Source organism: Nitrospirota bacterium (genome assembly GCA_020846775.1).
Classification (GTDB): Bacteria; Nitrospirota; 9FT-COMBO-42-15; order HDB-SIOI813; family HDB-SIOI813; genus RBG-16-43-11.
In genome coordinates this window covers 46,190-58,766 of record JADLDG010000023.1, presented here as the reverse complement: position 1 = coordinate 58,766, position 12,577 = coordinate 46,190, and the positions used below count along the sequence as shown (strand labels likewise).

The following is a 12,577-nucleotide window of genomic DNA, read 5'->3' as shown; positions in this document are numbered from 1 at the left end:
TAAAAAGGGATAATTTGACATAATTTTTATATTTTCATTATAATGGAGAGTTTAACAAGACATTACATATATGGCATTACAAGACAAAATCAGGAATTTTTCAATTATAGCGCACATAGATCATGGCAAATCTACGCTGGCTGACAGGATACTCGAACATACCGGCGCTATAGCTCAGAGGGATTTCAAGGAACAGATCCTTGATGCTATGGACCTCGAACGTGAACGGGGTATAACTATAAAGGCACATGCTGTCCGGCTCAATTATAAGGCAAAGGATGGCAATCAATATATACTGAACCTTATTGACACACCCGGTCATGTTGACTTTACATATGAGGTCTCAAGGAGTCTTGCAGCATGTGAGGGGGCTATCCTTGTTGTTGATGCATCACAGGGGGTAGAGGCTCAGACAATAGCAAATGCCTATCTTGCCGTTGACAACCGTCTCGAGATCCTCCCGGTTATCAACAAGATTGACCTGCCCGGGGCTGATATGGATGATACAAAAAGACAGATCAGGGATATTCTTGGGCTTGATGACAGTGAGGCAATCCCGGCAAGCGCCAAAGAGGGTATTGGTACGGTAGAAATCCTGGAGGCTATTATCTCAAAGATTCCTGCACCGGCAGGAGACATAAATAAAACGCTCAAGGCCCTGATATTTGACTCCTGGTATGATAACTACCAGGGTGTTGTAGTTTTAATACGTATAATTGATGGAACAATACGCCCGCGTCAGCAGATAATGATGATGTCCACAAAGAATGTATATGAAGTCATTTCGCTCGGTATTTTTACACCTAAACCTGTTCAGGTAAATGAACTTACCGCCGGTGAAGTCGGCTTCGTTGTAGCAGGTATAAAGAAGATGGGTGAGACGAAGATAGGTGATACTATGACCGATGCAGCGAAACCAACTGCATCACCATTTCCCGGTTACAGGGAGGTTAAACCTATGGTGTTTGCCGGTCTCTACCCGTCGGACACCGATGAGTACAAGGAGCTTAGAGACGCTGTAGAGAAATTAAGACTCAATGATTCGTCATTTACATTTGAGCCGGAGAGCTCTCTTGCCCTGGGATTTGGTTTCAGGTGCGGTTTTCTCGGACTACTGCATATGGAAATAATCCACGAACGGCTGGAGCGTGAGTTTGGCCTGAGTCTTATCAGCACAGCGCCAACTGTTGTCTACAGGATAACAACAACTTCCGGAGAAAATCTAACCATAGACAGTCCGGCAGATTTACCCCCTATGCAAAATATTGCCGTCTTCGAAGAACCCTTTATCCTCGCGACATTAATAGCGCCTGCTGAATATGTGGGAAGTATAATAGCCCTTTGTCAGGATCGAAGGGGCGTTCAGAGAGACATGAAATACGTTAGCAAAGAAAGAATGATGTTGACGTATGAACTTCCCCTCAATGAAATCGTACTCGACTTTTATGATAAACTCAAGTCAATCTCCAAGGGATACGCGTCCTTTGATTATGAATTACTCGGCTACAGGGATTCGAATGTCATTCGTCTCGATGTACTCCTTAATGGTGAGATCGTGGATGCACTTTCTTTCATAACACACAGGGACAAGGCGGAGTCAAGGGGGAGAATGCTTGCGGAAAAGATAAAGGAGTTAATACCGAGACAGATGTTTGAGGTTATCATACAGGCTGCTATCGGAGGAAAGATTATTGCCAGAGAGACGGTCAAGGCATTAAAAAAGAATGTTATCGCAAAGTGTTATGGAGGGGATATATCCAGAAAAAGAAAGTTATTGGAAAAACAGAAGAAGGGGAAAAAACGAATGAAACAGTTTGGAAAGGTTGAAATTCCACAGGAGGCATTTCTCGCGATATTGAAGGTGAAAGAATAATCAATATGGAAAATACAATTACAAAAAAGAAAAAACACATAGTAAGAGAATATATAGAGTCTATCCTGATTGCCGTAATTATGGCCCTTATTATTAAGGCATTTATTGTTCAGGCATTTAAGATACCATCAGGTTCCATGATCCCTACGCTTCAAATTGGCGACCACATCCTGGTGAATAAATTCATCTACGGGATAAAGATACCATTTACAGACAGGGTACTGATACCTTTTCACAAACCTGACTATGGAGACATTATCGTTTTTAAGTTCCCTGAAGATGAAAAAAAGGATTTTATCAAGCGCGTCGTCGGAAAACCTGGCGATAGCATAGAGGTAAAAGACAAAAAGGTATACGTAAATGGTAAATTCGCTGCCGAGCAATTTGCAGAACATAGCGATCCAATGCTATACCCCGGGACCATCCAGCCCAGAGACAATTTCGGGCCTGTGGTCGTTCCGGAAGATTCTTATTTCGTCATGGGAGACAACAGGGATTTCAGCCTTGACAGCCGTTACTGGGGATTTGTGAAATTAAACAAGATCAGGGGAAAGGCGTTCATTATTTACTGGTCATGGGATGGTGAAGACAGCTGGGTAAGGTGGGGGAGGATAGGGATGAGAATAAAATAAATGAACAGGTTATCGGGATACATCAACAAATTTAATAACGCAACTGTACTTGTTGTAGGTGATATTATCGCTGATCATTATGTATGGGGAAAAGTAGAGCGTATTTCGCCGGAGGCGCCGGTACCTATCGTTGATGTCCAGAGTGAAAGTTATCTGCTCGGCGGAGCTGGGAATGTTGCAAGTAATATATTATCTCTTGGAGGAAAGGTCAGGATATGCGGAGTTATCGGCAGTGACGATATGGGGCGGTGGATTAGTAACAGACTTAAATCAGATGGTGTTTGCACAGATGGAATCATCGTTGAGGAAGGTCGTCCATCTTCTAAGAAGACCAGGGTCATAGCTCACAGTCAGCATGTAGTCAGGTTTGACCATGAAAGCAGGGGAGAAATATCCCTGCACTCTCAGGATTTGATATTTGATTATATTAGAACACATATAAACGATATTAAAGTTGTCATTATTTCTGATTATGCCAAGGGAGTAATTACAAGCAGGCTGGTAAAGAACATCCTTCAGCTGGCTGCTGAGAACAATCTATGTGTGATAGTAGACCCCAAACTCAAGCATTTTGACTTTTACACGGGGGCAACGGTTATAACGCCCAACACCTCTGAGGCATCTATTGCATCAGGGCTGTCTATCTCCGACGATGAAACCCTTTTAAAGGCCGGAAATATACTTCTTAATCAATCAAATGCAGAGGCTATCCTGATAACACGAAGTGAGCATGGCATGAGTCTCTTTCAAAGAGGCCATGATGCAACTCATATACCTGCTTTTGCAAGAGAGGTATATGACGTTACAGGGGCCGGAGATACAGTTGTGAGCACACTTGCCTTGTCTGTCGCTGCAGGGGCCTCGCTAACGGATGCGGCACTACTTGCAAACTATGCCGGTGGTATAGTGGTAGGTATTGTTGGTACGGCAACGGTGCACCAGGAACAGCTGATAGCGGCTTTGACTGAAAATCCCCCTTAATCCCCCTTTTTCAAAGGGGGAAATTAATTACCCTTCCTTTTTAATGAGGGAATAATGTACCCCCCTTTTGAAAAGGGGGGGTAAGGGGGGACTTGAGGAGTGCATTCTCGTATGAATGTTTCAAAAACAGCAGCAGTAATCATACCTGCACGATACAGCTCAACCAGGTTCCCTGGAAAGGCATTGGTATCTATTGGCTCTAAACCCATCATCCAGTGGATATATGATGCTGCAAATAAGTCTGTTCATACTGACAATGTTATTGTTGCAACAGATGAGCAGAAGATATATGATACGGTCAGAGGATTTGGCGGCAATGTAATAATGACATCTTCAAGGCTCAGAACTGGTTCAGACCGGTGTTCAGAGGTCGCCAGACAACTTGGCGCCGACATTATAATCAATCTTCAGGCAGATGAAATCCTGCAGGGGCCTGAAATGATAGATGAACTGATTCTCATGATGGAAGAGGATGATTCCATTAAAATGGGAAGCTTAAAGTCTGAGATAACCTCCCCAGGGGATTTAATGGACAGAAATGTTGTAAAAGTGGTCACCGATAATAACGATTATGCATTATATTTTTCCCGCTCACCTATCCCGCATATCCGTGACAGAATAAACAACGAGGTCTTCCCGCAAAAGACTTATTATAAGCATCTGGGGATATATGCATACAGACGTGACTTCCTTTTGTTATTTGGTTCACTTCCGACAACAAGTCTTGAGGAACTGGAAAAACTGGAGCAGCTCAGGGTGTTGGAATGCGGGTACAGGATTAAATTGAAAGAAACGTTACACAAATCTTTCAGGATAGATACACCCGAAGACCTGAAAAAACTTGAAGAGGGGCTAAACCATGAGCAATGATACTGTAAAGGCCAAATTCATTTTTGTTACAGGAGGAGTTGTATCATCACTGGGTAAAGGTGTGGCGGCGGCGGCAGCGGGCAGCCTCCTGGAATGTTACGGCCTGAAGGTTACATTCCTCAAGTTTGATCCATACATAAACGTTGATCCCGGAACGATGAACCCGTTTCAACATGGAGAAGTCTTTGTAACTGATGACGGTACTGAAACAGATCTGGATCTGGGCCATTATGAGAGATATACTTCAGTTACAACATCAGCTAAAAACAATTTCACTACAGGCAAAATATACTATAACGTCATCACTAAAGAGCGGCGGGGAGAATACCTCGGCGGCACAGTGCAGATGGTCCCCCATATTACGGATGAGATCAAAAGGTGCATACTCGAGGCTTCAAACGGAATGGATATCGTGATTGTAGAGATAGGGGGCACTGTTGGCGATATTGAAAGCCTTCCATTTCTGGAAGCAATCAGGCAATTCAGGTTTGACATAGGTAGTGATAAGGTACTGTATATGCATCTGACGCTGATTCCTTTTGTCAAGGCAGCAGATGAGATTAAGACTAAACCTACCCAGCATAGTGTTAACAAGATGAGAGAGATAGGGATACAACCTGATATCCTTGTCTGCAGGACCGACAGGCCAATATCCGAAGATGTAAAAAGGAAGATCGCTCTTTTCTGCAATGTAGAGTCTGAGGCAGTAATTATTGCGAGGGATGTAGAAAATATTTATGAAATTCCGATCATGCTCCATGATGACGGGCTCGACAGGATAATTATTAAAAAACTTAATCTGAGTGTAGGAAAGGCGGACCTGAGCCGTTGGATTGAAATATCTCAGAGGATTAAAAACCCCAGGGGCACGGTAACTATAGCAATTGTTGGTAAATACATTAACCTGAGGGATTCCTATAAGAGCCTTTGTGAGGCTCTTATACACGGCGGATTGGCCAACAATGTTAGTGTCAACCTCCGTCTGGTTGATGCAGAGGAGATTGAAAACAGGGGGGCTAAGGAATTTTTATCAGATGTGAACGGGGTCCTTGTTCCCGGAGGGTTTGGAAACAGGGGCATTGAAGGTAAGATAACGGCCATACAATATTCCAGAGAGAATAACATCCCCTTTTTTGGTATATGTCTTGGTATGCAATGCGCCGTCATTGAATTTGCAAGGCATGTGGCAGGATTAAAGGATGCCAACAGCACTGAGTTTGATGAGAAGGCTGCAAATCCGGTAATACATATAATGCCTGACCAGGAAGGCAAAGATAAAGGCGGGACAATGAGGCTTGGGGCATATCCATGCGTCCTTATGCCGGATTCTACCGCCCATCATGCTTATAAGAGCGCCAGGATCAGTGAACGTCATCGTCACAGGTACGAATTCAATAACCACTACAGGGATAATCTCATCAAGGCAGGACTGGTCATAAGCGGGCTATATCCGCAAAAAGACCTTGTTGAGATAGTAGAGCTAAAAGATCATCCGTGGTTTCTTGCTACGCAATTCCACCCTGAATTCAAGTCAAAGCCTACTGCCCCTCATCCATTATTTGCCTCCTTTATAGAGGCGGCCGTAAGACTGGTTAAATGAGTATTCAAATAGGGAATTTCTCAATAACTAATGAAAGCCCCCTATTCTTCATTGCAGGCCCGTGTGTGCTTGAAGATGATATTATGGCATTAGAGGTTGCATCAGAACTGCGCAGCATTGCTGAAGACAATAATATATTTATTATATTCAAGGCATCATATGATAAGGCTAACAGGACATCAATAAACTCATACAGGGGCCCTGGTATTGAAAAAGGGATTCAAACACTTGCCAGGATCAAAGCTGAATCCGGACTGCCTGTCCTTTCCGACATACACACTCCTGATGAGGTAGATAAAGTTAAAGATGTGCTTGATATTTTGCAGATACCTGCATTTCTATGCAGGCAGACAGATCTATTGGTGTCAGCAGCTATGACACGAAAGGCAGTAAACATAAAAAAGGGCCAGTTTCTTTCACCATGGGATATGAAAAATGCCGTAGAGAAGATTAAACATCTCGGGAATAATAATATACTGGTCACGGAGCGCGGTACAATGTTAGGTTATAATAACCTTGTCGTTGACATGCGGTCTATACCTGTAATGAAGTCATTCGGTTATCCTGTTATATTTGATGCCACACATAGTGTCCAACTTCCCGGAGGTACTGGTAATGCATCCGGAGGTCAAAGGGAATACATCAGGCCGCTGTCCATGGCGGCTGTAGCTGCAGGTTGTAATGGGGTCTTCATGGAGGTCCATCCTGAACCCGCTAAGGCTTTGTCAGATGGCGCTACACAACTACCTCTGAAAGAAGTCAGGGATTTCATTCAGGATCTCAGCAGGCTGGGTAGTTTTATCAGAAGTGAAAAATAACCGGTATTTCTGTTTAGATATGACATGTAGCCGAAAAGACTATTTTGAAGGGATTTTAGTATGAATGAGATTGAAACGGGCCGCAGGGTTCTTGATGTTGAAGCAAGGGCCATTGACACTCTAAGGTTGAGGCTTGACCAAAGCTTTGTTGATGCAATCTCCCTGCTTTTTCACTGCAAGGGGAGGGTGGTTGTTACAGGAATGGGAAAGTCAGGGTTAATCGGCAGGAAGATTGCTGCAACCCTTGCAAGTACAGGGACACCTGCATTTTTCCTGCATCCTGCCGAAGGGATACATGGAGATATCGGCATGATCATGCCTGATGACACAATAATGGCGATATCCAACAGTGGAGAGACAGATGAACTCCTTGCTTTATTGCCAGTCTTTAAAAAAATAAATCTCCGGATAATCTGTCTGACAGGTAAGATGGATTCGACCCTTTCCAGGATAAGTGATGTGGTACTGGATGTCAGCATAAAGGAAGAGGCATGTCCCATGAATATAGTACCGACAGCAAGCACTACGGCTGCGCTCGCCATGGGAGACGCGATTGCTGTTGCCCTCCTCGAAAAACGTAACTTCAGGAAGGAGGATTTCGCGTTATTTCACCCGGGCGGGGCGCTCGGGAGGCGGCTTCTTCTGCATGTAGAAGACCTGATGCATACGGGTAAGGATATACCTGTCGTTTACAAAAACAGTCAGATGAAAGATGTATTCTTTGAAATGACCTCAAAGAAGTTAGGGGTCACGACGGTTCTCGATGATAAAGACAGGCTTTTCGGGATTATAACAGACGGCGATCTGCGAAGATTGCTTGAACGTGAAGCAGGTCAGGAACATGACATATTTAAACTTACGGCCGGTGAGGCAGCCACGGAAAACCCAAAAGTAATTAAACGGGACGCTCTTGCAGTATCAGCATTTCAGATAATGGAGACATATTCAATAACTTCACTTGTCATTTTAAATGAGGATGCAACAGTAGCAGGTATAGTCCATCTTCATGACCTCTTAAAGAAGGGAATCGCATAAAAGTGCCGGAGTTTAAATCACTGACAGATAAGGCCGGCATGATTGAATTCCTCCTGCTTGATGTTGACGGAATCCTTACTGATGGCAGGATTTTTATAGATAGTTACGGTAATGAGCTCAAGACATTTCATATTCATGACGGATATGGAATCTATCTCCTGAAAAAATCGGGTATAGGCGTTGGAATAATTTCCGGAAGAAGTTCCAGATCTGTAGAATACAGGGCTAAGGAACTCAACATTACTGAAGTATATCAGGGCATAACTGATAAGGTTTCAGTTTATAAACAAATAGCCGGGAAATACAACCTTGCAGATGAGCAGGTTGCATTTATGGGCGACGACCTCATTGATCTCCCCCTGCTTAGCATTGTCGGATTTTCTGCAACGGCTGCTGATGCAGTGAGGGAGGTCAGAGAGGCGGTAGATATGATATCAGATAAAATGGGGGGAGGCGGGGCAGTACGAGAGGTTACAGATTTCATTCTTAAATCGAAGGGTAGAATTTGAATCTGCCAAATTTCCTTACCATTCTAAGAATATTATTAATACCATTTTTTATAATAGTATTTGCAGTTCCATCAATAACAAGATCTAACTGGGCTGCAATTATCTTTATCCTTGCATCCCTGACAGACTGGATTGACGGCTACATTGCCCGGAAATATGGACAGGTAACATTGTCAGGAAAACTACTTGACCCTGTTGCTGACAAGCTCCTTGTATTATCTGCTTTAATCATGCTCGTGGAATTTCACAGAGTCCCTTCATGGCTCGCTATAGTGATAGTAGGCAGAGATGTCGCCATAACAGGTCTGAGGGCTATAGCGTCATCAATCGGAATCGTAATAGCCGCTAAAGAAATGGGAAAGATAAAAACTTTAGTGCAAATTATTGCAATAGTGTTTCTTATTCTTAACTATCCTGTTTTCTTCAGTTCAAGGGTTATTGATTTACATACTTTTGGATCTGTAATACTATGGTATTCAGCCATCCTCTCATTAATATCAGCAGGCGATTATATATTCAGGTTCTGGAAAGGTGTGAAAAAGACATGACTGTTATCAAGATGCTCATGGTCTTCATAAGCTACTTTGCCGGGTCTATTCCATTCGGGATGATCATTTCAACGATTATGGGGGCCGGAGATATCAGGAAGCAGGGAAGTGGCAACATCGGAGCAACAAATGTATTAAGAACGACAGGGAAGTTCGGAGGCGCCTTGACATTATTGCTGGATGCCCTTAAGGGAGCAGTACCCGTATTAATCGCAAAATCATTATGGGGGCTTGATAACTGGACACTTGCAATCGCATTAGCAGCAATACTTGGTCATAATTATACTATATTCCTTAAATTCAGGGGGGGCAAGGGTGTTGCAACCAGCCTCGGTGTCCTTTTCGCATTATGGCCGTATATCGGTGTTATTACAATGAGTATATGGATAGCGGGCATGTTTATTTGGAAGTATTCATCGCTCGCAGCCCTAATATCATTTGGCATCCTCCCCGTTGTCACTTCAATAGGGGAAAGAAGCATTTCGTTTTCTATCTTTTCTATAATCATCTCTGCACTTCTTTATTTCAGACATATTGAGAACATCAGGAGACTGCTTGCCGGCCAGGAAGGAAAGATAGGAGCAGGGCGGAGCAAGCCAATGATCCTGCTACTCATAATTCTTGTCTCATCAAACGCCGCTTTCGCAGAAACTGCGGTTGCTTATGACAGGCTGATGCCGGTAGAATTGGAAAGGTTATGGAATGAGAGACAGAGCGCTGTAGCGTCGGGAGATCTCAAGGCTGCTGACAATATTATTAATGAAATTGTGAAAACCAAATACAAGCTTGGGATTAACAGAATAGACGTTATATCCGCCCTGCTTGTCCGTGAGGGATACCTGGCTCTTGAAGACGGTATGCCTGAAAAGGCTGATCGTCTCAGCAAAATAGCCATGGAGATCTCGCCGGATTACGCACCATCTCATTATCTGGCTGCAAAATCACTTCGCAGCATGTCAGGCGCAGGCAAAGGAGAAATAGTAAATGAATATCTGGCAGGAGTCAGGTCGTCAATAAGCGACTTCTGGACATTGTTTAACTACGTTGGAAGGCTTTACACAGTAATTCTCCTTGCTTTAAGTATTTCGATCATGGTATTCACTGTTTCTCTCTGCTGCCGTTTTATTCCTCTCTTCCTTCATACATTTAAAGAGATAACATCCGGATTTTTAAATAGTCCTTTCAATGTAATATTCTTTATAATAATAGCCTTTGTTTCCCTTCTATTCGGAATTGCCTGGTTTGTATTAATGTGGATAGTAATTTCATGGATATATATGAGTAGAAATGACAAGATATTTGCGACATGCTGCATCATCTTACTGCTGTTATTGCCAGGAGTGCTTCAATACAGTACATTGTATTTGACAGCCCATAATAATGTGACACTTCAGGGTCTTATTGCCGCAGAACGGGGTTATGGCGAGCCTGGCCTTATAGAGATTTTAAAGGATCAAGAGCGAAAGGAACCAGACAACAATTACATAACTTTTTCCATAGCATACCTGTCCAATAAAGATGATAGGACTGAGGACTCTTTGACTTATTTTGAAAAACTTACTGGCTCCAGCCTCAGGAATATCAGAATAAATGCTCTAAACTCTATAGGCAACATCAATTTCTACAGAGGGAATTTTGATAAGGCAATTGCATATTATATGGATACTATTAAGATATCGCCTGAGTCTGCTCTCCCTTTTTATAATCTTAGTCAGGCATACAGAGAAAAACTTCTTTTTTCCGAGGCCGGGAAAAGTTATGAAACAGCCAAGAAAATCAGCATTCATGACGTTGAACGATTTACATCCCTGTCAGCTAAGGGGGATGGATACCGTGTTATTGAATATCCGATTTCTATGCGTGACTTATGGCATGTTGCGTTAACAACTTCAGACGAGACTGCAATATTAGTCAACGACATACTTCAGGCTTTAATAAGAATACCCGCCGAAAGGTTTCCATTTCTTGGGATCAGCCTGGGGATAATACTGTCGGTACTTTCTTATATCAAACCAAAAACACCTATGGCATATTATTGCCCTGATTGTAACAGGAGTGTGTGCGGCAGATGCACCGGCTCGCGAATCTTTGGGGGAATTTGTAAGACATGCAAGCGAGGAGAGCAGCAAAGTGGTACTCCGGCGTTAAGAAGAATGCAAATATATTTTCTTATACCCGGCCTATGGCATATGCTCAGTGGACATATTATCAAAGGCATCTTTTTGAGTATGATTTTCGGCGCAGGAATCTCCGGGCTAATTGTATGGAGGGCTTATAATACCTGGGAGACAGCATACTATCAGCCGGTGCGGTCTTTTATCCTATGGATATCATTGATAACATTATCATATTTGTTACTGTATTTTTCCGGAATACGTCCATTCAGGTCCAGTCTCAGGCAATGAGAGATAATAATTGATTAATGGTTTGGATTAAAATAAAGGAATGTCCTTAGAAGGTTCTATAAAAGAGTTCGGCCTGGCAGAGATACTGCAACTCATCTCCATGCAAAAAAAGAGCGGAGTTGTCTCCATCTCACATGAAAATGAATCAACATCTTTGTATTTTGACAATGGTCAGCTTGTGTTCGCCACATCCATATTCGGGGGGGAAACCAAGCGTCTCGGAGAGATACTTGTTAATTCCGGCAAACTGACAGAACGGAATGTCGAGAATACCCTGCGCATGCAGGAGGTGTCAAAGGATAAAATAGGTAAATTATTCGTTTCTTCCGGTCTAATATCCACAGATGATGTAAAAGATGCCTTGCAGCAGCAGCTGATGGATGTAATTTTTCATGTGTTGAGATGGAGAGACGGGCACTATAAGTTTAACGCATGTGAAATAGATTATGACAGGGAATTTCAGATACCGGTACAAACTGATTTTATTCTTATGGAAGGCTCGAGAATGGTTGATGAATGGGGTTACATTGAGAGCAAGATACCTGCTGCTAATGTCATATTTTCACAAACTGACAAAGGAAGTGAAGTGGAGCAGCTATTTTCAAAATTAAGTCCTGATGAATTATCAATTTATAATCTGGTAGACGGTAATCGTGACATCTCTGATATTTTAACAGTCTCTCAACTTGGGAAATTCCCTGTTTTCAGGATCATGCTGACTCTGATGATGTCAGGTTTTATAACACCATCATCCCTGTCAAATAAACAGATAAATTCAGGATCAGGGCAAGGTAATACTGAACCAGTAGAGACATCTGCAGAGGTACATAAAGAAAAAGCAGAGTACAGGATCAGGCTGAAGTACGCATTTCAGATGGCAATTCTTATCTTCGTAATCAGCTTTATTCTTTTATTATTACCAGCCGGTGAAATGGTGGGTCTGGGTAAAGTGCAGGAGATATCAGATACCCTCAGGCAGTATCGTACAGCCGCTAATCTGAACCGACTAAAAAGGGCAATCAGTTATTACTATCTGGTCAACGGAAATATTCCTGACTCTCTTTCAACCCTATATTCTGATAAATACGTTGGAGACTCCATCATTTCGGATGAATGGCATAATCAGTTTGTATATGAAAAATATCCTGATGACAACTCGTCATCTGACTATAGATTATACAGCAGGGGTAAAGACAATGCAGCATTGACACCCGATGACATTTATTAATTATACTGCCGGATTAAATACTAATACATAAATCTGCAAAATTAATTGGTGTTATTGACATGTGTGATTCTTTATAGT

11 protein-coding genes are annotated in these 12,577 nt (G+C 42.6%); all 11 read left to right on the top strand.

Annotated features, from left to right (window positions below; all coding sequences use genetic code 11):
* Positions 1–70 precede the first annotated feature (70 nt).
* The gene (gene lepA / locus IT392_02960; GenBank protein ID MCC6543447.1) at positions 71–1,873 is read left to right on the top strand and encodes an elongation factor 4; all 1,803 of its coding nucleotides are present in this window, start codon (positions 71–73) and stop codon (positions 1,871–1,873) included.
* 5 nt (positions 1,874–1,878) lie between these two features.
* Positions 1,879–2,505 (top strand): signal peptidase I, encoded by a 627-nt coding sequence (lepB, locus tag IT392_02955; GenBank protein ID MCC6543446.1) that lies wholly within the window; start codon positions 1,879–1,881, stop codon positions 2,503–2,505.
* Positions 2,506–3,486 (top strand): D-glycero-beta-D-manno-heptose-7-phosphate kinase, encoded by a 981-nt coding sequence (gene rfaE1, locus IT392_02950; GenBank protein ID MCC6543445.1) that lies wholly within the window; start codon positions 2,506–2,508, stop codon positions 3,484–3,486.
* 111 nt (positions 3,487–3,597) lie between these two features.
* Positions 3,598–4,356, top strand: coding sequence for a 3-deoxy-manno-octulosonate cytidylyltransferase (gene kdsB / locus IT392_02945; protein ID MCC6543444.1), 759 nt, complete (start codon positions 3,598–3,600; stop codon positions 4,354–4,356).
* A complete protein-coding gene (locus IT392_02940) occupies positions 4,346–5,956 on the top strand; it encodes a CTP synthase (protein ID MCC6543443.1) in 1,611 nt (536 codons plus the stop codon). Before kdsB ends, IT392_02940 begins: the two co-directional genes overlap by 11 nt.
* Positions 5,953–6,774 (top strand): 3-deoxy-8-phosphooctulonate synthase, encoded by an 822-nt coding sequence (kdsA, locus tag IT392_02935; protein ID MCC6543442.1) that lies wholly within the window; start codon positions 5,953–5,955, stop codon positions 6,772–6,774. The genes IT392_02940 and kdsA overlap by 4 nt, the downstream gene beginning before the upstream one ends.
* 60 nt (positions 6,775–6,834) lie before the next feature.
* Positions 6,835–7,809 carry a KpsF/GutQ family sugar-phosphate isomerase gene (locus tag IT392_02930; protein ID MCC6543441.1) on the top strand — a complete coding sequence of 325 codons (975 nt, stop codon included), beginning with the start codon at positions 6,835–6,837 and terminating at the stop codon, positions 7,807–7,809.
* A gap of 38 nt (positions 7,810–7,847) precedes the next feature.
* Positions 7,848–8,318: an HAD-IIIA family hydrolase gene (locus tag IT392_02925; GenBank protein ID MCC6543440.1), complete on the top strand. Its 471-nt coding sequence runs from the start codon at positions 7,848–7,850 to the stop codon at positions 8,316–8,318.
* Positions 8,315–8,866 (top strand): CDP-diacylglycerol--glycerol-3-phosphate 3-phosphatidyltransferase, encoded by a 552-nt coding sequence (pgsA, locus tag IT392_02920; protein ID MCC6543439.1) that lies wholly within the window; start codon positions 8,315–8,317, stop codon positions 8,864–8,866. Before IT392_02925 ends, pgsA begins: the two co-directional genes overlap by 4 nt.
* Positions 8,863–11,271 (top strand): glycerol-3-phosphate 1-O-acyltransferase PlsY, encoded by a 2,409-nt coding sequence (plsY, locus tag IT392_02915; GenBank protein MCC6543438.1) that lies wholly within the window; start codon positions 8,863–8,865, stop codon positions 11,269–11,271. The genes pgsA and plsY overlap by 4 nt, the downstream gene beginning before the upstream one ends.
* A 40-nt stretch (positions 11,272–11,311) precedes the next feature.
* On the top strand, positions 11,312–12,499 hold the full coding sequence (locus IT392_02910) for a DUF4388 domain-containing protein (protein ID MCC6543437.1): 1,188 nt from the start codon (positions 11,312–11,314) through the stop codon (positions 12,497–12,499).
* Positions 12,500–12,577: the final 78 nt, after the last annotated feature.

Bases quoted from the DNA above. Each gene is read 5' to 3' on its own strand.
- IT392_02940 (MCC6543443.1), top strand. From the start codon at position 4,346: ATGAGCAATGATACTGTAAAGGCCAAATTCATTTTTGTTACAGGAGGA.
- plsY (MCC6543438.1), top strand. From the start codon at position 8,863: ATGACTGTTATCAAGATGCTCATGGTCTTCATAAGCTACTTTGCCGGG.
- kdsB (MCC6543444.1), top strand. From the start codon at position 3,598: ATGAATGTTTCAAAAACAGCAGCAGTAATCATACCTGCACGATACAGC.
- lepB (MCC6543446.1), top strand. From the start codon at position 1,879: ATGGAAAATACAATTACAAAAAAGAAAAAACACATAGTAAGAGAATAT.
- lepA (MCC6543447.1), top strand. From the start codon at position 71: ATGGCATTACAAGACAAAATCAGGAATTTTTCAATTATAGCGCACATA.
- kdsA (MCC6543442.1), top strand. From the start codon at position 5,953: ATGAGTATTCAAATAGGGAATTTCTCAATAACTAATGAAAGCCCCCTA.
- IT392_02925 (MCC6543440.1), top strand. From the start codon at position 7,848: ATGATTGAATTCCTCCTGCTTGATGTTGACGGAATCCTTACTGATGGC.
- rfaE1 (MCC6543445.1), top strand. From the start codon at position 2,506: ATGAACAGGTTATCGGGATACATCAACAAATTTAATAACGCAACTGTA.
- IT392_02930 (MCC6543441.1), top strand. From the start codon at position 6,835: ATGAATGAGATTGAAACGGGCCGCAGGGTTCTTGATGTTGAAGCAAGG.
- IT392_02910 (MCC6543437.1), top strand. From the start codon at position 11,312: ATGTCCTTAGAAGGTTCTATAAAAGAGTTCGGCCTGGCAGAGATACTG.